The sequence below is a fragment of the Galactobacter caseinivorans genome, from assembly GCF_003640665.1.
GTDB classification, from domain to species: domain Bacteria; phylum Actinomycetota; class Actinomycetes; order Actinomycetales; family Micrococcaceae; genus Galactobacter; species Galactobacter caseinivorans.
The window spans coordinates 720680-743630 of record NZ_QQXL01000001.1 but is presented as its reverse complement, the minus strand read 5'-3'; the positions used below and the strand labels follow the sequence as shown (position 1 = coordinate 743630).

The window sequence follows — 22951 nt, the reverse complement described above, 5'->3', positions numbered from 1 at the left end:
CGGGCCTCACCGCTTAGCCGCGGTGCGTTCCTGCCCGACGACGCGTCAGGATCATTCCCAGCGCGCCGGCCAGCAGTGCGGCCAGTCCAACCAGGGACCAACCCGCCACGGAGGCTCCCGTATTGGCCAGCCCGTCGTCACTGCCGGAGCCGCCGGCTCCGGGGTTGTTGCCGTCCGCATCACCGTTGTTCTCGCCATGCTGGCCCCCGCCGGCCTCGGTGGAATCCACCGGGCTATCGGAGTCAGTCGCAGACCCGGTGCCCGAGGACTCTGTCGAATCCGTCGGGGCCGTCGTCTCGGTTGAGCCCGTCGGTTCCGTCGGTTCCGTCGGCTTGGTCGGTTCCGTCGGCTTGGTCGGTTCCGTCGGCTTGGTCGGTTCCGTCGGCTTGGTCGGTTCCACCACTGCCGCAGCCACCTTCACCGGCAACAGCACCGTGGTGCCGCTGGGCTGGGCGGTGAGCGTCAGCGACGTAGAGCCAGCAGCCGCCTCGGGGACCTTGATGACCAACTCCGCCGCGCCGTCGACCACTGGGGCCTTCCCGGCCTCGGGGCCGGCCGCAGCCGCCTTGAGGGACCGGGCCGCAGCAGCGGCCTTGGCCTTCCCAAACACAGCGGAGAGCTCCGTGTTCTTTGGCGAGCCGAGGGAGGTCAGGTCAAGACCCTTGACGGAGAGCGTGAAGCTCTCGCCGGCCTTGACCTCGCCCGTGGGCAGACCCTTGACCTGCACCGAACGCTTGGCGAAGTCCGGGGACACCGGGCTGTTCGTCTTCAGGTAATTGATCCAGGCATCCGAATCAACCAGACCCGTGTCCTTGGTGTTCTTTCCCTTGGCAAACTCGCGGAAATTGTCCCCGCCCTGCAGCAGGAAGCTGAAGGAACCAATCCGGTACTCGCGTTGGGGATCGATCGGGGCACCGTTGACCGTGATGGAGGTGATGCGATCACCCTCGGCACGCTCGGGATCATAGGTGTAGGAAACATTCTTGGAGACGCCCAACTGCAGGTAGGAGCGTGAGGGCACGTTCCCCGCAGCATCGCGCTGCCACTGCTGCTCCAGCACCGTCTTGAACTGCTCACCCGTGAGCGTGGTGGTCCACAGGTTGTTCAGGAACGGGAGCACCGCGTTGGCCTGCGCCACCGTGATGTCACCCTTCATGAGGTCAGCTCGCAGGCCGCCCGGGTTGACCACACCAATCTCGGCGCCGCCATTCTCCGGGGCGGAGAGCTTATCCACCAGGGAGTCCGCCACCAGGTTGCCCAGGGTCGACTCCGCGGAGCGGTCATCTCGCTTGCCCTCGCGGTACGCCGTGGTGATGTCCGCGGTGGCCTCTGCCACCTTCTTGTTGCCCACCTCAGCGGCATTGGCCAAGGCCGCATCCACAATCCGCTTGACCTCTGCCACGGCCGGGTACTTGGCCACCAGGTCCTCAGGCTTGTCCGTGGTGCGAGCCACGTTGTGGTTGAGCTTGGTGGTGGTCTCGCCCGTCTTCGCGTCAAAGTTCAACACGACCTGCCCAATGCGCTCACCGTAAGAGCCGGTCTGCAGCACGGGACGCGTGGCCCCTGCCTTCCCGGGCACGGGAGCGTTCCAGGCGTACTCGGAGTGGGTGTGACCGTTGAAGATCAGGTCCACCTTGGCACTGGTGCCCTCGGTGATCTTCTTGAAGACGCCGCCCTTGGCCAGCGCCTGCTCCAGCGTGGACTTGGTGGAGACGCCATCCGGGGTGCCCTCGTGGTACTCGGCCACCAGCACGTCCGCCTCGCCGTTGGCCTTGTCGCCGTCGCTGAGCTGCTCGGCGACCTTGTTCACGGCATCCACCGGGTCACCGAACTTCAGGCCCTTGATCCCGCCCGGAGACACCAGCGTGGGGGTCTCCTGAGTAATGGCACCAATGACGCCGACCTTGACGCCGTCCACGTCCACGATCTTGTACGCGTCCAGAAGCGGCTTGCCGTCCTTGGTCACGTTCGCGGCCAGGTAGCTGAACTTGGCCGCATCCTTGACGCGGCCGGTGAGGTCAGCGGCGCCTTGGTCGTACTCGTGGTTGCCGGTCGCTGAGGCGGTCAGGCCAAGGGCGTTGAGCACCTCAAGCGTGGGCTGATCCTTCTGCACCGAGGAGGCGAAGAGGGAGGCGCCGATGTTGTCACCGGCGGACAGGAAGGCGGTGGAGCCCGGGTACTGCGCCTTGAGCTGCTCCACCGTTCCGGCGAAGTTCACGGTGTTCGTATCGATGCGACCGTGAAAATCGTTGATGTTCAGGAAGTTGAGTTCCTTGACCGTGCTAGGCGTTGCCTTGGTGTTCAGGCCCACCACGATGGGATCGTGATCCGAGGAACGGTAGGGGCCCGCCGCGAAGAGGTCCACCACGTTGTTGTTGTAGCGGCTGTACTCCAGCGCCACAGACTCCACGGAGTTGATGTTCCACTTGTCTACCTTCGTGACCAGCTGCTGGGCCGCGGCGGAGGCAAAGACGTAATCCAACGAACCCGTGGCGCCGTCAAAGGCGTAGGTCTGCTTGCCCGTGGTGGAGCCAAGGTCCTTGTAGCCGGCGTCCACGATGGTGCTGATGGGTGTCTCTGCGGCGTAGGAGTTGAAGTCTCCCAGCATGAAGACGTTCTTCGTCTTGGCCTGCTCGGAGGTCTTCTCGGCGAAGGCCACCAGTGCCTTGGCCTGGCGGGTGCGGTCGCCGTTGAAGGCGCCCACGCCGTCTTTCTTGTCCACATTGTCACCGGAGGCGGAGTTGCCGGAGTCGCCCTTGGACTTGAAGTGATTCACGATCGCCAAGAACGTGGTTCCGCTGGACGTGGCCTTGAAGCTCTGTGCCAGCGGCTGGCGGGCATTGCCGAAGTCTGCGGAGTCCGTGAGAATCGTGGACTCGCCCTGCGGCTCAACGGTGTCCTTCTTGTAGATGAAGGCCGTGCGAATCACGTCCTCCTTCTCCGGGAGGGCGCCGTCACCCTTCGGCGAGGGCACGTACTGCCACTGACCGCCCTTGAGCGAATCGTCCGCGTTGAGTGCCGTCACGAGGGCCTTGACCGCGGTATCGCGATCGCCACCATTGACGGAGCGGGTGTTCTCGATTTCCTCGAGGGACACCAGGTTGGCGTCCAGGGCATTGATCGCGTCAACGATCTTTGACTCCTGGCGCTTGAAGGAGGTCTCGTCCCAGGCACCGCGGGCGTTACAGCCCGAGTTCACCGTGAGCTTGTTGCCCTCGCGATCCGTGTACGCCTTGCAGCCGGGCAGATCCTTGCCCAGCGTGGTGAAGTAGTTCAGGACATTGAAGCTGGCCAGGCGCAGATCCCCACCCACGTCGACCGGAGCCGCAGTGCGGGTGTTCTCAAACGTGGCCGGCTGCACCTGTGCGGCGTTGGCCGGGGTGAGGCGCTGCGTGGGCTGGAACTTCCAGGCGTTGTTGCGGTAGTCCATCACCACTGGACGCGTGAAGGTGACCTTGGCGCCGATCCGCACGGGGTCCTTGGTGCTCAGGTACGGCACCGGCTGGTTCTTGTTGGCCGTGTTATTGAAGTTCACGCTGGCGCCGTCATCCAGCCCCACACGTGCCGCGTTGTTGTGTGCGGTTTCCTTCAGATTGGCTTCGGTATCCGGGAGTCCCACCACCGTGGGGTTGAGCAGGGGTTTGGTGCCCGCGGCAAGGCCAATCTCGCCGTAGCTGTTGGTGTCGTAGTTATTCGTGATGACAAAGTCGCCCTGGGGCTCCACGAGCATGCCCTCAAAGGGCTCGCGTGCCGCATCGGTGCCCGGGAAAGCGGTCTTGATCGGGGTGACGGGCTTGGCCTGCTCCGTCAGCGGCTTCAGGGATCCGGCGGCCACCGTGAGCTGGGTCATTCCGTAGTATTCGCTGACCTTTCCGGTGACCTCAACAAAGTCATTGACCTTGACGTCCTTGGCCGTGCCAGTGGAGTAGACGAAGATGCCATCAGAGGCCTTGCGGTCGGTCGCGTCCGCGCCGGAGCCTTCGGTTTGCAGGTAGTAGCCGTTGAAGCCACCCTCCGCGTAGACCGCCGTCACGACGCCCCGGGTGGTCAGCGTCTTATCCAGGAAGGGGGACTCGTTGCCCTCACCCTGGATCTCAGCGATGCTCTTGGTGCCCTCAGAGACAGGGGGCTCGCCCTCGCCGTCACCGTCGCCGCCGCCGTCCCCTGCCGTCTCACCCTTGGAGTTGGTGGGGGTCACCTTGGCGGACTCGGCGAAGTCAGCGTCATTGCTGTCGGTGTCCTTGTACGCGGTGCGCTGCAGGGAATTGGGCGTCCCGTTGTTGCCATCGGTCATCACCCCGGCGGTCTCGAAGGTGTTGCTAGCGCCGTAGCCCAGCAGGTCCGCGACCTGCGGGTTGTCGGTGACGGAGCCGACGGGAAGCGTGCGCTTGTCCGTGCCCTTGGCCAGGTACAGGGTGCCCTGGCCTCCGGCCGGCGCCAGCGACGACGAAGTGAGGTCAAGATCCGGGGTCGGCAGCTCGGCCCCGACGTTGGAAGAGTTGCCCTTGAGGGAAATCAGGAAGGTGCTCTTGGCCGGGACGGACCCGGAGAGCGGTTGCGAGCTACTCGGCTCGCCTTCGTTGCCTGCCGGGCGGTACTGCAGCGAGTACTGCTTCAGGTCCACGGCGGTGCCGGTGGGGTTGTAGAGCTCAACAAACTTGCTCTTGAAGGGGGCCTTGGTACTGCCGCCCTTCAGGTACGCCTCGTTGATGATCAGCCCCGTGCCGTCCGGGCTTGCGAAGGCCGGCGTGGCCGCCAGCGGTGTGGCCAGGAGGCCGGCTCCCAGAGCGACGGCGAGCGCCGCCTTCAGGGTGCGGTATGGGGGGTGGCCCATGGTGATGGTCCCTCTTTCGGTGCGAGAGCAAGGTGCAAGTGGATGACGCAAGCCAGATACGCAAGCGCGTGACAATATGCCACTGAACCGGGGGCAGGTGATGAACAGCCCGGTTTCAGGTGAACACAGGCCGAACTCCACTGAGCACGTCATCAGTCAACGCACTTGCGCACCCCAGCGCAGTCTTAGCAAGACTCGTCAACTACAGCATGCCCAAAAGTTGTGAGCCGCGCCACTTTGGCCGGGGGTGCGGCCGGCCTCAGGAAGTGGGGCTGCCCGGCAGCAGCAGCGGTAACCTGCCCGCCGTTCCGGAGTCCGCATCCGGAAGATACGCCACTACGTGCAACTCCGGGGCGTCCTGCGGCACCAGCTTGAGCTGGTCAAAGAGCAACTCCCCCGCCACCGGGTGAATGAACCTGCGCTGGCGTGACTCGAACCGCAGCACAGCGTGCTCGTCCCATGCGGCGGCAAAGTCCGGGCTCGCGTGGCGCAGGTGAGCCACCAGGCGCACATGAGCCGGGCCACCCATGCGAGCCCCTGCCTCCGAGCGGTACTCCCCCAGGAACTGCCGGCTGGTCAGTTCCCACTCCGGAAGCATGGCCCGCACGTACTCGTCCGTGAACACGAGTGCCAACAGGTTTCGCTCCTCAGGAGGCGCGGTGGCGATGCCAGGGAACAAGCCCTCATAGGACTGATTCCAGGCGGCGATGTCCCAATGGGGGGACACGGCAAAGGCAGGGGCGGGATCCAGGGTGTCCAGGAGCTGCTGCACGTGTGCTGGCACCGGGCCAGGCGCCAGCGGAACCGGGCGAGGGCTAGGCGTGAAGCCAGAGAGGCCAAGCACATAGTCGTGTTCGGCCTGATTGAGCCGCAGATTCACCGCCACAGCGTCCACGACCTGCCGCGAGGGGTGGATGTCCCTGCCCTGTTCCAGCCAGGTGTACCAGGTCACCGAGACTCCGGAGAGGAAGGCAATCTCCTCCCGCCGCATCCCGGTGGTCTTGCCCCGCCCCACCGGCGGAAGGCCGTACTCCGCTCGATCCGCCGCCGTGCGCTTGCCGCGCAGAAAGGCCCCCAGCTCCTTGCGGGCGCGCTGCTGGGCGTCGCCGCCCGGCACCTCACCCTCCCGCACGCCGTCGTGCCTTGCGCCGTTGCGCCCGCTGCCAGCGTCCCCCAGAGTCATGTCACAAAACTAGCAGTCTCAGTACTAGTAGTAGCGCCGTCTTGGTGCGGCTTGCGCCAGCGTGGTGACATGAGGACATGCCGATGCTCAAATCCCGCACAGTCACCCATGGCCGCAACATGGCCGGAGCCCGCGCCCTGATGCGCGCCTCCGGCGTCGCCAACTCCGACATCGGCAAGCCGATCATCGCCGTTGCGAACTCCTTCACCGAGTTTGTGCCTGGCCACACCCACCTTGCCCCCGTGGGACGCATCGTCTCCGAGGCCATCCACGAGGCCGGGGCCATTGCGCGCGAGTTCAACACGATCGCCGTGGATGACGGCATCGCGATGGGCCACGGCGGCATGCTGTACTCCCTCCCCTCCCGCGACCTGATCGCGGACTCCGTGGAGTACATGGTCAACGCCCACTGCGCGGACGCCCTGGTCTGCATCTCCAACTGCGACAAGATCACCCCGGGCATGCTCATGGCCGCCATGCGCCTGAACATCCCCACCGTGTTCGTCTCCGGCGGCCCCATGGAGGCCGGCCGGGTCACGCTCACCGACGGCTCCGTGCGCTCCCTTGACCTGGTCAACGCCATCTCCGACGCGGTGGATGAGTCCATCTCCGATGAGGACATCAACCTCATCGAGGAGAACGCCTGCCCCACCTGCGGCTCCTGCTCCGGCATGTTCACCGCCAACTCCATGAACTGCCTCACCGAGGCCATCGGGCTCTCGCTGCCCGGCAACGGCTCCGTGCTGGCCACCCACACCGCGCGCCGCGCCCTCTACGAGCGCGCCGGAGCAACCGCGGTGGCGCTGGCCAAGGCCTACTACGAGGACGACGACGAGTCGGTCCTGCCCCGCGCCATCGCCACCCACGAGGCCTTTGATAACGCCATGGCGCTGGATATCTCCATGGGCGGCTCCACCAATACGATCCTGCACCTGCTCGCCGCGGCCCAGGAGGCCGGCGTGGATTACGGGCTGGCGGACATGGACGCCAAGTCCCGCACCGTGCCGTGCCTGGCCAAGGTGGCCCCCAATGTGGCCGGATCCAAGACCTATTACATGGAGGATGTGCACCGCGCCGGCGGCATCCCCGCCCTGCTGGGGGAACTGAACCGGGCCGGCATGCTGCACCAGAACGTGCGCTCCGTGCACTCCACCGACCTGCAGGGTTGGTTGGATGACTGGGACATCCGTGGCGGCAAGGCCACGGACCAGGCCCAGGCCCTGTGGCACGCCGCCCCCGGCGGGCAGCGCTCCTCCACCGCGTTCTCCCAGTCCAACGAGTGGACCTCGCTGGACACGGACTCGGAGGGCGGCTGCATCCGCTCCGGCGAGCACGCCTACTCCAAGGACGGCGGCCTGGCGGTACTGCACGGAAACGTGGCCGTGGACGGCGCCGTGGTCAAGACCGCGGGCGTGGATGAGTCCATCTGGATCTTTGAGGGGCCCGCCGTGGTGTGCGAGTCCCAGGATGAGGCAGTGGAGAAGATCCTGAACAAGACCATCAAGGAGGGGGACGTGGTGGTGATCCGCTACGAGGGCCCCCGCGGCGGACCCGGCATGCAAGAGATGCTGTACCCCACCTCCTTCCTCAAGGGACGGGGACTGGGCAAGAAATGCGCCCTCATCACTGATGGCCGCTTCTCCGGCGGCACCTCAGGCCTCTCCATCGGGCACGTCTCCCCGGAGGCCGCCTCCGGTGGGGCCATCGCCCTGGTGCAGGACGGCGACTTGATCCGGATCAACATCCCGCAACGCTCGCTTGAGCTTGCCGTTGACCAGGAGGAGCTGGACGCCCGCCGTGCCCGCCTCGAGGCCACCACGGGGTACTTCCCCGTGGACCGCGTGCGCCCGGTGTCTGCCGCCCTGCGCGCCTACGCCGCCATGGCGACCAGCGCGGACAAGGGTGCCGTGCGCGACGTCGACGCGCTGTATCGCAGGACCTCTCCGCAGGCCTCTCCCCAGGCGGCCCCGCAGACCGTCTGAGGACACGTCCCACCGCCCCTCAGCTGCTGTTCCCACCGACGGCGAGAGTCCACCGCAGCCCCCACGCAACGTTTGTCGCGTGGGGGCTGCGGTGTGACGGGGTTGGTCACTTCTCGGTACCGCTTTATCCACAGCCCGGCAGATTGTCAGGGCGGCCGCGTACGCTGAAGCACATGGAGCCTTACACACAGACGCCAGATGATGATGAGTTATTAAAGGATCGCTTGCATCAAGCCTTTGATGCGCAGATCCCCAACTTTGGCGGTTACAACCTGGTGTACGCCTCCGGAGACGCCGGCGCAGGCGGAAGCTTTGTGATCGGATTCCGCTCCCAGCCACTGGAACTGGTCGTGGCTCCGGTGGACGCGCGAAGCTACGAGGCGCTTGAGCCGGCCATCAGCATCGATCTCACCAACGTCTCTCACATGGCCCAGCTGCGAGAGGCCGGCTACGAGTTTGGCATCAGCACCGGCCGTGTCTTCCGCTTTGACGTCTCCCCGTCCCCGGTCCTCTTCTTGGAGGACGAGCAGGGCAGGCGCAGCGTTGAGCTCCTTCAGGAGGACGACTGCCGCGAATTCCACGCCTTCCTTGAGGCCTTCATGGATCACCTGGACTCCATCGAGGCTGCCGCCGCACAGTGACGCCGCCGCGCCGCGGTGAGCTTGCGCACAGGAGTACCACCCGATTTGGATTCCCTGCGGCAGGCCGGTATTGTCTTCCGAGTCGCCAACGCATCCGGGCAACCGGACAGCGCGGCACGGTTTAGCACCTCTAGCTCAATTGGCAGAGCAATTGACTCTTAATCAATGGGTTTCGGGTTCAAGTCCCGAGGGGTGCACCAACCACACAAGGCCTCGTCCATCACGGACGGGGCCTTGTGCTTTGCCCGGGCGCTGACGCCTGGCCAGAAGCTCCCCCGCGAGGCGCGCAAAGCGCCGCCCGCAATTTCGTTCCGTCGCCGCCGGGATGTATGCTGAACGTCGTCGCCGGCTCGTGTTGAAAGACATTGATTCGGAGACGGTTAAGCACCTCTAGCTCAATTGGCAGAGCAATTGACTCTTAATCAATGGGTTTCGGGTTCAAGTCCCGAGGGGTGCACCAACCACGCAAGGCCCCGTCCATCACGGACGGGGCCTTCTGCGTTCCAACCGCGGGGTTGGAGCCGGTCTGGATAGGATCGAGTCAGGCCGCGCCAACGCACGGCCCTTGCCAAGCTAGACCGGAGGACACGTTGACTTCGCAGCGCCTGATCACGGGGCAGCCCGCCCCTGACTTCACCCTGACCGCAGCAGATGGCTCCACCGTGGCCCTGGCTGAACTGCGCAAGCAGGGCCGCGTCATCGTCTACTTCTACCCCGCCGCCTCCACCCCTGGATGCACCAAGGAGGCCTGCGACTTCCGAGACTCGCTTGGCTCGCTGCGCGCGGAGGGCTTTGTGGTGGTGGGCATTTCCCCGGATCCCGTGGCCAAGCTCGCCAAGTTTGCCCAGGCAGAGTCCCTCTCCTTCCCCCTGCTCTCCGATGAGGATCACGCGGTGGCCCAGGCCTATGCGGCCTGGGGAGAGAAGAAGAACTACGGCAAGGTCTACGAGGGCCTGATCCGCTCCACCTTCGTGGTGGACCCGGACGGGAACCTGTCCCTGGCCCAGTACAACGTGCGCGCGACCGGCCACGTGGCCAAGCTGCGCCGCGACCTTGGCCTGTCCTAAGCTGACGAGCCGCTCTGGGTCTGCCGGGAACACGGCGGACTAACGAGAATCCGGCTGCTGGGCCGGATAGACTCTGTCCTGCCCCTTTCAGCGAAGGGGCACTTGCGGGCGTGGCGGAATTGGCAGACGCGCTGGATTTAGGTTCCAGTGTCCACGGACGTGGGGGTTCAAGTCCCCCCGCCCGCACCAAACACAACAACACCGGATGCACGCGGTGAGCAGGAGGAAGACCAGGATGCAGCTCCCAGGCACGAACCTGTCTCGCAGGGCCGTGCTCGGCGGTTCCCTCGGCGCGCTAGGCGTACTCCTTGCCGGCTGCACACCGGCTCAACCGGATCCGAACAACACCGGCGGCAACGGCGGCTCTGGCAGGCTGCTGAGCCTGCAGACCCCGGCCTCCTCCGGCAGCTGGGACCCGGTGATCGGTTCCGACCTGGAGTCCCAGCGCATCACCCGCCAGGTCTATGACCGGCTCGTGGGCATTGACGCGCAGACCGGCAACCCCGCCCCCTCCCTCGCAGAATCCTGGACCGTCTCTGAAGACGGGCTCAGCTACGAGTTTGTGCTGCGCCAGGGCATCACCTTTAGCGATGACACCCCCTTCAACGCGGACGCGGTGGTGGCCAACGTGAACCGCTGGAAGGCGCTGGGGAGCGTCAAGGAATACGACGCCGCGGCGATCTCCACGTTGTTGGACGCCGTGGAGGACAGCAAGGAATCCACCCCGACGCCCACCAAGCAGTCGCCCTCCCCCAGCCCCAGCCAAACGCCGCAGTCCAGTGGGCCCTCCCAGGAGCCCACCACCCAAGACGACGCCACCACCAGCCGCCCCGAAGACGCGGCAGGTCTGCCCCAGGTCAAGGGCGGCGACCCGTTGGATAACCAGCTCTCCGACGTGGAGACGGCCCTGATCTCCGCGGCCGCCCCGGACGAGCGCACCGTGCGCCTCACGCTGCGCCGTCCCATCACCCCTCTCCTGCGGGCCCTCACCCACCCGGCCTTTAGCATCGTCTCCCCCCAGGCGCTCAAGGAGGCGGATGCGCTGCGCGGCCTAGCCAAGAAGGACACCCTGCGCCGTGGGGCCGTCGGAACCGGGCCCTTCACCGCCGCCACGGACGGTGAGACGGTGGTGCTGACCGCCCGCCACGGCCACTTCTCCGGCGAGATCGCCGTGGACCAGATCCGTCTGACGCCCACCCCCCGCGTGTCCCGGCGCGTGTGGGACCTGGAGGCGCAGAAGAGCGACGGCTTTGACCTGGTCACCGTTGACGTTCTCAAAGAGCTGGTGCTCTCCGCCGTCCAGGTACCCCCGCGTGACCCGTTCTCCGTGACCTACCTTGGCCTGAACCGCTCCAACAAGTGGCTCGCGGATGATCGGGTGCGCCGCGCCCTGGCTCACGCCATTGATCGCAATGCCCTGCTGGATCTGTTCCTGTCCAGCTCCAAGGCAGCGTCCTCTCCTCTGGCCCCCAGCCTGGGGATCGAGGATCCGGGCACCAGCTACCCCTTTGATCCCGAGAAGGCCCGGCGGCTGCTGGCGGATGCCAAGTACACGGGGCAGAAGATTCCCTTCCTCTTCCCCACCGACGTGGCCCGCCCGTACCTGCCCCTTCCCGAGCGGCTCTTCTCCAAGCTCTCCGGCATGCTCTCCACCGTGGGCATCACCGTGGAGCCAGTCGCTGTGAAGTGGGATGACGGCTACTTCACGGCCGTGCGCACCGGCCGCCACGCGGGCCTGCACCTGCTGGGAATCCAAGGCACTTACCGGGACCCGGAGAACTTTCTTGGCCCGCTCTTCTCCCGCACAACGGAGCAATTGGACTACGACTCCCCGGAGGTGCGCCGCCGCCTCCGCGTGGCCCGCGCCCTTCCAGAGGGTGAGAGCAGGCAGCAGGCCTACGCCGACATCGTGGAGTTGCTCACGGTGGATTTGCCGCTGATTCCCTTGGTCTATCCCATTTCATCGCTGGCTCTTGGCCCCCGCATCCTTGAATACCCGGTGTCCCCGGTCCTGGATGAGCCGCTGGCTCGCGTGCGCCTGGCCTGATCCCTGCACCACCGCTTCCCCGCTCCCGATACCGCACACCCGGCCCCGATTTCAAGAGGGTGCCAGTGCGGCGGTAGCCTGTCAGTGATCAACATCCGCTTTCGAGATGGAGTCACTGTGTCCGCAGCAACCCCTACGCTCACGCTCGACGTCGCCCTGGTGGGCGGGGGCATCATGAGCGCCACCCTGGGTACGTTTTTGCAGCAGATCGAACCGGGCTGGAGCATTGGCCTATTCGAGAACCTCAAGCGTGCCGGCCTCGAGTCTTCTGACCCGTGGAACAACGCCGGAACGGGCCACTCGGCCCTGTGCGAGCTGAACTACTCGCCGGCAGGCCCCGACGGGTCCGTTGACCCGAAGAAGGCCCTGGGCATCAACGAGCAGTTCCAGCTCACCCGCCAGTTCTACTCGTGGGCCGTGAGCCAGTCAGTGGTGAAGGAGCCGCAGAGCTTCATCCACCCGCTGCCGCACATGAGCTTTGTGATCGGCGAGGACAACCGCCGCTACCTGAAGACGCGCCACGACTCCCTCAGCGCCAACACGCTCTTTGACACCATGGAGTACACCGAGGATCTGGACCAGATCCGCGAGTGGGCCCCGCTGGTCTCGGAGGGCCGCACGCACAAGAATGTAGCGGCCTCCCGCGTGGTGGGCGGCACCGATGTTGACTTCGGTGCGCTCTCCTCGCAGCTCGTGGACTCCCTTGCCGCCAAGGGCGCGGACGTCCGCTTTGAGCACCGCGTCACCAACATTGCCCGTTCCGGCAGTGGCTGGCGCCTCACGGTGAAGAACAAGGTCAGCGCACAGACCTTCTTCGTGGACGCCAAGTTCGTCTTTGTTGGCGCAGGCGGCGGCGCTTTGCCGCTGCTGCAGAAGTCCGGGATCGATGAGATCAAGGGCTTTGGCGGCTTCCCCGTCTCCGGCGAGTTCCTGCGGTGCACCAACGAAGAGGTCATCAATCGCCACGAGGCCAAGGTCTACGGCCAGGCCTCCGTCGGCGCCCCGCCCATGTCCGTGCCCCACCTGGACACGCGCTACGTGGACGGCAAGAAGGCCCTCATGTTTGGCCCCTACGGCGGCTTCTCACCCAAGTTCCTCAAGACCGGCAAGCTCTGGGACCTCCCGGGCTCCGTGCGCACGAGCAACCTGGTGCCGATGCTGGCCGTGGCCAAGGACAACCTTGATCTGGTGAAGTACCTGGTCACCGAGTTGATGAAGACGCGCAACCAGCAGATGGAGGCCATGCGGGAGTACTACCCGGCCGCCAACCTGCAGGACTGGGAGCTCATCACCGCCGGCCAGCGCGTGCAGGTCATCAAGAAGGATCCCAAGAAGGGCGGCGTGCTGCAGTTTGGCACCGAGGTGATTGCCTCCGCTGACGGGTCCATCTCCGGCCTGCTTGGTGCCTCCCCTGGAGCGTCCACGGCCACCCCGATTATGCTTGGGCTGCTCAAGCGGTGCTTCCCGAACCAGTTCGCTGGCTGGGAGGACAAGCTGAAGGAAATGGTCCCGACTTTGGGTCACACCCTGAATCAGGATTCTGCGCTGTATCAACAGACCAAGGAAAGCACCGATCGGGTGCTTCACCTGGCCTGATTCTCCTTCACCGCGACCGCAAACGGCATTCAAGCCGCTTGCGGTCGCGGTGTCTCACGGGCCGGCCACTCAGCCGGCCCGTTGATGTACCCCACCACCTGGTGACCTCCGCTTCGCCTCAGACCCAAGGAGCACCGTCGTGCACTTACTCGCACGTCTTTCGCTACGTAACCGCGCACTGATTGTGCTCGTCTGTGTTTTTGTCTGCGCCTTTGGAGCCATCTCCATGACGCAACTGAAGCAGGAGCTCATCCCCAGCGTTGAGTTCCCGCAGATCACGGTCTCCGCGAGCAATGCCGGCGCCTCTCCCGAGGTCATGGACAAGCAGGTGGGTCAGCCACTGGAGACGGCCATGCAGGGAGTTGAGGGGCTGGATTCAAGCACCGCGACCTCCACCACCGGCTCCACCACGGTGAACCTCACCTTTGCCTACGGCACCGACCTTGACCGGGCGCGCGGCCAGGTGGACCGCGCCATCTCCACGGTGCAGCCTTCCCTGCCCGACGGCGTTCAGCCCACGTCCTTTGCCGGTTCCATCGCGGACTTCCCGGTGGTGTTCTACGCAGTGTCCGGCAAGGATTCCCTGGCAGCGACCGCAGACACCCTGGAAGCTGACGTGGTCCCGGTGCTGCAGAAGCTGGAGGGTGTGCGCCAGGTGGAGGTCACCGGCGCGGCGTCGCAGTACGTGCGGGTGCTCCCGGATGAGGACAAGCTCACCAAGGCGGGCCTCTCCCCCGCGGATGTTCAGAGCGCTATCCAGAACGCCGGCGGTGCCATGCCGCTGGGCCAGTTGGAGGACGGCGGCCTGACGCTACCGATCCAGACCAATGGTGCCCTTGGCAACGTGAAGGACATCGAGGCGTTGCCTTTGGTGTCAAAGAAGACCGGGTCCACTGAGCTGCTCAAGGACGTTGCCTCCGTCAAACTCGCGGATGAGGAAAGCACCTCCATCACCCGCACCAACGGCGACGAGACGCTGGCGCTCTCCATCACCAAGAAGCTGGATGCGGACACGGTGCGCGTCTCCGAAGAGGTGCACAAGGCCCTGCCCGCACTCCAGGATCAGAGCGGTGCCACGTTCACCTTGGTCTTTGACCAGGCCCCGTCCATCACCGATTCGATTCACGACCTGACGGTGGAGGGCCTGCTTGGCCTGCTCTTTGCCATCATCGTGATCCTGATCTTCCTCATGTCGCTGCGATCCACCCTGGTCACGGCGATCTCCATTCCGCTCTCCCTGCTCGTCACGTTCATTGGGGTGTGGGCCTTTGGCTTCTCCCTCAACATGCTCACGCTTGGCGCGCTGACCATCTCCATTGGCCGCGTGGTGGATGACTCCATCGTGGTCATTGAGAACATCAAGCGGCACCTGGCCTACGCCGGGCCGCGCGGCACCGCCATTCTTGACGCGGTCAAGGAGGTCTCCGGGGCCATCACGGCATCCACCCTGACCACCGTGGCCGTCTTCTTGCCTGTGGCCTTTGTTGGCGGCCTGGCCGGGGAGCTCTTCCGGCCCTTCTCCCTCACCGTGACCGTGGCGCTGATCGCGTCCCTGTTTGTGTCGCTGACGATTGTTCCCGTCCTGGCTTACTGGTTCTTGGGCGGCACGGCCGCTCGCCAGGCCAGGAAGGCAGCGAAGAAGGCCGCCAAGCAGGCAGCCAAGCGGGGCGGTTCCGCCACGGCAACAGCTGCCGGCACCGCCGGTGCTTCTGCGGAGAACGCCGCCCTTGCGGCGGGCTCCCCCGCCCCCGTGAGCTCCGCCGGCCCGGTCTCCGCCTCCGCGGCTGCCCGCGCAGAAGCGGAGCAGGCGGAGGAAAAGTCCTGGCTCCAGCGCATGTACGTGCCCGTGCTGCGCGGCACCCAGCACCACCCCGTCATCACCCTGGTGGCCTCCGTGCTCATCCTGGTGGCAACGTTTGGCATGAGCTTCATGCTCAAGTTCAACCTGCTGGGCAGCACCGGTCAGACCTCCTTCTCTGCCACGCTGCAGATGCCCGCGGGCACCTCGCTTGATCGCACGGACACGGCAGCGGAGAAGGTGGAGAAGGCGCTCAAGGACATCAACGGCGTCCAGGACATTCAGGTCACCATCGGCTCCGGCTATACCGGATTCGCCGCGCTGACCGGTGCCAGCGGAGCAGACAAGGCCACCTTCACCGTCACCACGGCGAAGGGAGAGGACGTCACCGCGATCGTTGACGCCTCCCGCGCGGAGGTGAAGAAGGTCAATACCGGCGGCGAGGTGGAGGTCTCTGCCACGCAGGGCGGCGGCTTCAGCAGCGACATCACCATCAACGTGAAGGCCTCCAATCCCGACACTCTGGCCAAGGCGGACAAGCAGGTCAGGGACACCATGGAGGGCATCCCGGATGCCACCGCGGTGGAGTCTGACTTGAGCTCAACGCAGCCCCAGGTCCAGGTCACCGTGGATCGCGAGAAGGCGGCCAAGGCCGGCCTGAGCCAGGCGCAGATTGCCGGCCTGGTCAACGCGACGCTGAACCCGCTGCCAGCGGGGAAGGTGACCTTCGGCTTCTCCACGCTGGACGTCAAGGTGGGCGAGGGCAAGAGCCTGAGCGGCCTCGATGACCTGAAGGACCTGGAGATTACCACGGCGACCGGTCCGGTGCCGCTGGAGGACTTCGCGAAGATCAGCCGCGTGGACTCCGAGTCAAGCATCACCACCCAGGACACCGATCGCATCTCCACGGTGACCATCACTCCGACGGAGACGGGGCTCGGCGCCGTGTCGGCTGTGGTGACGCAGCGCCTGGCAGATCTTGACCTGCCCGACGGCGCGACGGCCACCTTGGGCGGCGCGGCCACGCAGCAGGCGGACTCGTTCCAGCAGCTGGGTCTGGCGCTCCTCGCGGCCATCGCCATTGTGTACGTCATCATGGTGGCCACGTTTAAGTCGCTGGTGCAGCCGCTGATTCTTCTGGTCTCCATCCCGTTTGCGGCGACCGGGTCCATCGGCCTGCTTATCGTGACCGGCGTGCCACTTGGCCTGGCCTCGCTCATCGGCATGCTCATGCTCGTGGGCATCGTGGTCACGAACGCGATTGTGCTCATTGACCTGATCAACCAGTACCGGCGCCCCACGGCTCAGCGCCCGGCTATGAGCCTGGATGACGCCATCATGATGGGCGCGCGTCGCCGTCTGCGACCCATCCTGATGACGGCGCTGGCCACCATCTTCGCGATGGTCCCCATGGCGCTGGGTCTCACCGGGTCCGGCGGCTTCATCTCTCAGCCGCTGGCTGTCGTGGTGGTGGGTGGCTTGATCTCCTCCACCTTGCTGACCCTGATCCTGGTGCCGGTGCTGTACCACTTGGTGGAGGGCCGCCGGGAGAAGAAGCGCGTGAACGGTACCGGCCCTGAGCCGGATGGGCTCGACGACGTCTCGCTGGGTTTGGTGCCCGCCGATTCAGTGGGCGCGCGCGGCTCTGACGCCGCAACTCAGACCGGTCAGGCCACTCAAGACGGCGGCAATGGTGCAGGTGCGCAGCTCGTGAGTGAGCCGTGGACGGGGACCATTGATGTGGTCACTGGCGAGCCCCGGGCCTCCCGCGGGCGCCACGCGGCCAACCCGCCGGCGGAGGGCTCCCCCGCCTAGCGGCGCTTGCCCGCGCACACAAGCGGCGGCCGTCCCGGACACTGTTCCGGGGCGGCCGCCGCTGTTGACCTTTGGGAACCCTCCTTCTGGGGCAAAGGTCAGGGGCTCACAGCTCAGCCCCAACAAGGCGTTGACCCCCACCTGATACGCCTGAGCGTGGAACTCGCGTTCCTGCTGTGCCGCCTGCTACACCTTCATCTCCTGCAAGGCTGCCTGAAATGGGGAGGCGTCCTCTTGCGGAGGAAGTCGATGGCGCATCACCCACTGACACACAGCGGCGGCCGCCCCAGACCATGGTCCGGGACGGCCGCCGTCGAGCAGTGTTTTTGATCAGGCCTTGGTGAGCCTGTCCTCCGCCGCGACGCCCAGGGGGCGATCGGGGCGGTCCTTGACCAGCGAGACGGCGATCAGGGAGATCACCGTGATGCCGGCCATGTAGATGCCGATGTACCAGGACTTGCCGGTGGCGTTCAGGATGGCCTCGGAGATCATGGGGGCAAACGCGCCGCCAAGGATGGCACCGAGGGCGTAACCAATCGAGACGCCGGAGTAGCGCACGTGGGCCGGGAACATCTCGGAGTAGAGCGCAGCCTGCGGGCCATAGGAGAGGCCAAGGCCGATCGTGAGCACAAACGCGGCCACGAAGTAGAGGGGCAGCGAGCCGGTATCGATCAGGAACCACATGGGGATGACCCACAGCAGCACCAGCACGTAGCCGATCTGGAAGGTGCGGACGCGACCGATCTTGTCCGAGAGCCAGCCGCCCACCAGCGTGAAGATCAGCCAGCCCGTGGACGCCAGCGCCGTCACGAGGAGCACCGAGTCAAGCGGCTGCTTCAGCGTCTTGCTGACGTAGCTGATGAAGAAGGCAATCAGCAGGTAGCCCGCGGCGTTGTTGGAGATGAAGATCAGCGCAGCAAGGATGACCTCCTTGGTGTGGTTCTTGAACAGCTGCTTCAGCGGGGCGGAGGACTCGCGCTTGCGATCCTGCAGCTCGGCGAAGACCGGGGACTCCTCCACAGCGCGGCGGATGATCCAGCCAACAAAGACCAACACGATGGAGAAGAGGAACGGCAGGCGCCAGCCCCACTCAAGGAAGGCCTGGGCGCCAAGCGTGGTGCGCAGGACCCACAGCACCAGGGTGGCCAGGATCATGCCGATCGGCACGCCGATCTGCGGGTACGCGCCAAAGAGGCCACGCTTGCCCTTGGGCGCGTGCTCCACGGCCATGAGCGCGGCACCGCCCCACTCGCCACCGGCGGAGAAGCCCTGCAGGATGCGCAGCAGGATCAGCAGGATGGGCGCGCCAACGCCGATCTGCGCGTAAGTGGGCAACAGGCCGATCAGCGCCGTGGAGGCGCCCATCAGGATGAGCGTGAGGACCAGCATCTTCTTGCGGCCCAACTTGTCACCCAGGTGGCCCGCGACGATGGCGCCAAGCGGGCGGAAGAGGAAGGAGATGCCGATGGTCGCGAAAGACAGAATCTGGGCCAGGCCAGGATTCTGGGTGCTCAGCGGAGCCAGGAAGAGTGGGGCAAGCACGAGCCCGGCGGCTTGGGCGTAGATGAAGAAGTCGTACCACTCGATGGACGTGCCCACGAGGGTGCCCGCAAGCACCTTCCGTTGCTCGGCACGCCGTTGCGGCGTCAAGGCGGGTGTGGCTGAAGTGGTCATCAGGGTGCCCCTCGGGTCAGATGCTCTGGACGTGCGGAGTGATGAATCGAGCCCGAAGGGCCCCAACGTCCGGTCATTTCGATTTACTGAACGATCGGTAAAGAACTGCAATGGAGCAGATCGTATACGCATTGTTCCCGTGACGCCAGTCACAGGTGGATGTATGTGACATCACAGTCAAGCCCTCCGCGCCCCCACGCCTGGAGCTAGTCCTGCAGCGAGTGGCGTGGGACGGCGCTGAGCAGCAGCACCCCCAGGAGGGCCGTGCCCGCACAGAAACCCCAGACCATGAGGTAGCCACTCAACGGCGCGGCGCCCCCAGCCAGCGCCCCGCCATGCGCCAGCATCACGCCAAACGCCGCGCTGGCCACGGCGCCACCCAACGTCTTCACCGCATTGGTGGCACCGGTTGCCATCCCGGTGCGGTGCTCCGGGGCCGCGGCAGCTGCGGCCGGCGGGAGCGCAGCGACCAGGAGCCCGGAGCCAAGACCCGCGATCACCATGTTCGCTATCACCGCCGCAAGCGCGTCGTGGTTGGGCAGGAAGAGGGCATACCCCACCGCGTTGAGCGCGCAGCCAAGGATCAGGGCGTCCCTCAACGGGAGGCGCTTGGTCAGGGGTGAGAGGCACAGAGCGCCGATGGCCAGGCTCAGCACATACGCACCAATCACATAAGAGGCCTGAGCGGAACTGAGCCCCAACCCATGCCCGGCCACCGACGGGTCCGTCCGGCTGAAGGTGGACAGGGGCGCCTGCGCGCCCAGCACGGACATGCCAAAGAAAAACGCCGTGGCCTGGATGGGCCACTGGCGCCGATCCGCCATGATCCGCATATCCATCACCGGGTCCTGCGCACGCAACTCCACCCGAACGAAGGCGATCATCAGTACCAGGCCCAGCGCCACGAAGGCCCACGGCTGCCAGGCACCCATGCCCAACACGCGCAACACCGAGAGCCCACCCATGATCGCCGCAAGGGACACAGCCAGCAGCCCCGCCCCGGCGAGATCGCGTCGGGGAGCCGGCCCAGCGGCGTCGAGCGCTTTGTCCCCCACCTGCGCCACCGGCGCCTTGATCAAAAAGATGACGGCAAAGAGGCACAACGTGGTCACGACCGCCGGGATCGCGAGCGCCACCGGAAGCGGGAGCGCGTCCCCCAGTGCACCGCCCGCCAGCGCCCCGCCAATCACACCAATTTCCAGCGCCCCCACCAAGATGCCGGCGGCGCGCCGCGTCACCAGGCCCGGCTGCCCCACGCGACGGGCGCGGGCGTGGACCAACGCAATCTCCACCGGAAGCCAGACGGCATAGAGGCCCTGCAGCGCCCACGCCACAAAAAACACGCCCACATGATCGGTAAACAGCAGCCCCCAGCTCGCCGCCGCAGTGATGGCGGTGGAGAGGATCAGGACCTTGCGATGCCCCCAGCGATCCCCGGCGCCGGCCAACAGGGGGACGGCCAACGCAGAGACGCCAAGCTGCACCGCTTCCAGCCACGTGACGTCCGCGTCGTTGATGCCAAGCGCGCGGGCAATCTCCGTCAGGAGCGGAGTGTAAAACCCCTGAAGGACACCGGAGGTGAGCTCCACGAGGACCAGGGCGCCGACCACGCCGGAGACCAGCTTCCAGGGCACGGCGGGGGGCAAGGTGGTGCGGGTCATAGCGGAAATCTAGCCGCTGGGGCCGCTATGACCCATGCGAACCCAAAAACGACCGGTAAAAGACGACGCCCGGGCCCAAGTCCGCCACGGCCACGGACTCATCGGTGCCGTGGATGCTGCCCCGCTCCCGGCCGCCCATGCGCAACGGGGCAAAGCGGTACACATGCTCGGCGATGGCATGGAAGCGGCGCGCATCGGTCGCGGCCAACACCACGTACGGCGCCACCTCCACCCCGGGATGAGATTGGGCCAAGGCGGCGCGCAGCGCCTCCAACGGAGCCCCATCAGCCGGCGAGACCGGGCTGGGTTCGTTGGCCTCCAACGTTTCCCACTCAATCTGCCGGTCCCGGACCACGCGACGCAGCCGGGCGAGGGCCGCCCCCACAGAGGTGCCCGGGGACAGGCGCAGGTTGAGCACCACGGAGGCCCTAGCGGCCAGCACGTTGTGCCCGTCCGCGCCGCTGAGCTCGGTCGCCGCGACGGTGGTGCGCACCAGCGCGGCGGCCTCCCCACCCATCTGGGCCAAGAGCGCGGCCCCCGCGGGCCCTGCGGCAGCGGCGGCACGCAACGCGGGCGAGACCGCGCCGCTGGCCTTCTGGCTCAGCGTGCGCAGCAGTTGCTGGGTCACAGGGTGAAAGTTGGCGGGGAACGGGTGCTTGCGCAGGCGCTCCACGGCCCGCGCAATGCGCTCCACCGCCCCCATCCGCGGCGGGGCGGAGGCGTGCCCGCCGCCGGAGGAAGCCACCAAACGCACAGAGAGCAGCCCCTTCTCCCCCAGTCCCACGAGCGCGAGCGCATCCGTGACGCCAGGGAAAACGTCCGTAGCGACGGCGCCGCCCTCATCCAACACCACCTCCGGGCGCACACCGCGCTGGCGCAACACGTCCACCGCCTGCTGAGCGCTGCCGCCGGCCGTCTCCTCGTTATCCCCGAGCATGAACCACACATCGGTGGCGGGCTCCCAGCCCTGCTCCAGCAGCGTCTCTGCGCCCAAGAGCGTGCACACCAGGTCGCCCTTGTCATCCAAGGTGCCGCGCCCGTGCACCCGCCCGTCCGCGATCCGCCCGGAGAAGGGGTCCGCGCTCCAACCGTCAGATTCCACCGCCGGCACCACGTCCTGATGTGCCATGAGAACCATGGCCCGTGCCGAGTCCGCGCCCGGCCAGCGCCACAGCTGCCCGTGGGAGCCCACGGTGAGACGCTCGCAGGCGGCGGTCAGCAGCGGGAAGTTCTCCTCGATGGCGCGCACGTGTTGACCAAAGGCCTGATCATCCTGCTGCCTGCCCTCCGGGCGGGACACGGTGGGAATGCGGACCAGGGCGGAGAGGATGCGGGCGGCACGCTCGGAGAGCTGCTCGACGTCGAGTGGCTGAGTCACGCTCACAGTCTAGGCAGGGGCGGGGCGCGTAGTCTGCTCTCACCGTCTGAGACGGGCCAGTGCGCGGCGAACGAGGGCAGGAGCGCTTCATGTTTGACATGCTGATGCAGGTCTTTCAGCCCAACGCCTATGCGGCCATGCAGGAATTGCGCGAGCGCAAACGCTCCATTTCCCGGCTGGAGTCAGGGGACCCGCCACATCATGGCCCAGACCCGGCGGACATTGATGGGCACCCCGTGCTGACCTCTTGGTACACCGTGGCCTCCACCGCGATGCCGCTACGCGGCGAGTCCCTCTAGCCCGCCCAGCCTAGGCGGGCAGATCCACCACCTGGCCGGCGTAGGTGAAGCCGCCGCCAAAGCCAAAGAGCAGGGCCTTGGCGCCGCGCGGCAGCTCCCCGGCGTGCCAGGCCTTGGACAGGGCCATGGGAACGGAGGCCGCGGAGGTGTTTCCGGAGACCTCCACGTCCGTGAGCACGATGTGGCGATCTGTGGCTCCCAGGCCCTTGGCCAGCGGCTCGATGATGCGCAGATTGGCCTGGTGGAAGGCCAGCACGTCAATCTGGTCCATGCTCACGCCGGCCCGCTCCAGGACGCGTTCCGCGTCCTTCACCGAGCTGGTCAGCGCCCACCGCATCACGCTGCGGCCATTCTGCGAGAAAATGGGCGGCTCGCCCTTGACCACCACTGCATCAGCCAGTTCGGGGACGGAGCCCCACACCACCGGGGAGACGTGCTTCACCGCGCTGGCTCCTAGCACCACCGCGCCGGCGCCGTCCGCGGTCAGCACGCAGGTGGCCCTATCCGTCCAGTCCGTGATCCGAGAGAGGGTCTCGGAGCCGATCACCAGGGCCGTCTCCGCGACACCTGCGCTGATGGACTGATCAGCGAGCGCCAACGCGTACTCGAAGCCGGAGCATGCGGTATTGATGTCAATCACGGCGGGGCCGGTGAAGCCCAGCTCGCTGCTCACGCGGGCCGCGCCGTTGGGGCTGCGGGCCTCCGAGGTGGTGCTGGCCACGATCACCAGGTCCACGTCACTGAGGCCCGCATCCGCTAGGGCCATGCGGGCGGCGGCCACGGCCATCGTCGTGGTGTCCTCGCCCTCCCCAGCGATGTGACGCTCGCGGATTCCAGTGCGGGACTGGATCCACTCATCGTTGGTGTCTACGAGTTCTTCAATGTCGCGATTGGTCAGGACCTTTTCCGGCTGGAAGTGTCCAAGCCCCAGCATGGCAGAGCCGCGAGGCGCATCAATTTTCATGCATCCCAGCTT

At 66.2% G+C, this 22951-nt stretch carries 13 protein-coding genes and 3 tRNA genes; 10 read left to right on the top strand and 6 right to left on the bottom strand.

Annotated elements, in window-relative coordinates; genetic code table 11:
* Positions 1 to 13: 13 nt before the first annotated feature.
* Entirely contained in the window at positions 14 to 4834 is a 4821-nt protein-coding gene (locus DWQ67_RS03490; protein ID WP_121484164.1) for an ExeM/NucH family extracellular endonuclease, read from the bottom strand.
* 259 nt (positions 4835 to 5093) lie between these two features.
* On the bottom strand, positions 5094 to 6017 hold the full coding sequence (locus DWQ67_RS03485) for a helix-turn-helix transcriptional regulator (protein ID WP_121484163.1): 924 nt from the start codon (positions 6015 to 6017) through the stop codon (positions 5094 to 5096).
* Positions 6018 to 6094: 77 nt separating this feature from the next.
* On the opposite strand from DWQ67_RS03485, the gene ilvD reads away from it, so the two are divergent.
* From ilvD to DWQ67_RS03440, 9 genes are all read left to right on the top strand, one after another.
* On the top strand, positions 6095 to 7999 hold the full coding sequence (ilvD, locus tag DWQ67_RS03480) for a dihydroxy-acid dehydratase (protein WP_121484162.1): 1905 nt from the start codon (positions 6095 to 6097) through the stop codon (positions 7997 to 7999).
* Positions 8000 to 8172: 173 nt separating this feature from the next.
* Positions 8173 to 8640 (top strand): hypothetical protein, encoded by a 468-nt coding sequence (locus DWQ67_RS03475; protein ID WP_147433603.1) that lies wholly within the window; start codon positions 8173 to 8175, stop codon positions 8638 to 8640.
* Positions 8641 to 8764: 124 nt separating this feature from the next.
* Positions 8765 to 8840: transfer RNA gene (locus tag DWQ67_RS03470), tRNA-Lys, on the top strand.
* A gap of 184 nt (positions 8841 to 9024) precedes the next feature.
* Positions 9025 to 9100: transfer RNA gene (locus tag DWQ67_RS03465), tRNA-Lys, on the top strand.
* 130 nt (positions 9101 to 9230) lie between these two features.
* Entirely contained in the window at positions 9231 to 9707 is a 477-nt protein-coding gene (gene bcp / locus DWQ67_RS03460) for a thioredoxin-dependent thiol peroxidase (protein WP_233555881.1), read from the top strand.
* 104 nt (positions 9708 to 9811) lie between these two features.
* Positions 9812 to 9896, top strand: a tRNA-Leu gene (locus DWQ67_RS03455).
* A 46-nt stretch (positions 9897 to 9942) separates the two neighbouring features.
* A complete protein-coding gene (locus DWQ67_RS03450; protein WP_158595351.1) occupies positions 9943 to 11754 on the top strand; it encodes an ABC transporter substrate-binding protein in 1812 nt (603 codons plus the stop codon).
* A 117-nt stretch (positions 11755 to 11871) separates the two neighbouring features.
* Positions 11872 to 13350, top strand: coding sequence for a malate:quinone oxidoreductase (locus tag DWQ67_RS03445; RefSeq protein WP_267899640.1), 1479 nt, complete (start codon positions 11872 to 11874; stop codon positions 13348 to 13350).
* A 139-nt stretch (positions 13351 to 13489) separates the two neighbouring features.
* Positions 13490 to 16963, top strand: a complete 3474-nt coding sequence (locus DWQ67_RS03440) for an efflux RND transporter permease subunit (protein WP_121484158.1) — start codon at positions 13490 to 13492, stop codon at positions 16961 to 16963.
* A gap of 330 nt (positions 16964 to 17293) precedes the next feature.
* Here DWQ67_RS03440 and DWQ67_RS03435 read toward each other — a convergent pair whose 3' ends face one another.
* From DWQ67_RS03435 to DWQ67_RS03425, 3 genes are all read right to left on the bottom strand, one after another.
* Entirely contained in the window at positions 17294 to 18637 is a 1344-nt protein-coding gene (locus DWQ67_RS03435) for an MFS transporter (protein WP_121484157.1), read from the bottom strand.
* 206 nt (positions 18638 to 18843) lie between these two features.
* Positions 18844 to 20298 carry an MFS transporter gene (locus DWQ67_RS03430; RefSeq protein ID WP_121484156.1) on the bottom strand — a complete coding sequence of 485 codons (1455 nt, stop codon included), beginning with the start codon at positions 20296 to 20298 and terminating at the stop codon, positions 18844 to 18846.
* Between the two features lie 25 nt (positions 20299 to 20323).
* Entirely contained in the window at positions 20324 to 21676 is a 1353-nt protein-coding gene (locus DWQ67_RS03425; protein WP_121484155.1) for a M20/M25/M40 family metallo-hydrolase, read from the bottom strand.
* An 89-nt stretch (positions 21677 to 21765) separates the two neighbouring features.
* Between DWQ67_RS03425 and DWQ67_RS03420 the strand changes: the two genes are divergently transcribed.
* The gene (locus DWQ67_RS03420; protein ID WP_121484154.1) at positions 21766 to 21975 is read left to right on the top strand and encodes a hypothetical protein; all 210 of its coding nucleotides are present in this window, start codon (positions 21766 to 21768) and stop codon (positions 21973 to 21975) included.
* Positions 21976 to 21985: 10 nt separating this feature from the next.
* Here DWQ67_RS03420 and DWQ67_RS03415 read toward each other — a convergent pair whose 3' ends face one another.
* Positions 21986 to 22939, bottom strand: coding sequence for a beta-ketoacyl-ACP synthase III (locus DWQ67_RS03415; protein ID WP_121484153.1), 954 nt, complete (start codon positions 22937 to 22939; stop codon positions 21986 to 21988).
* Positions 22940 to 22951 lie beyond the last annotated feature (12 nt).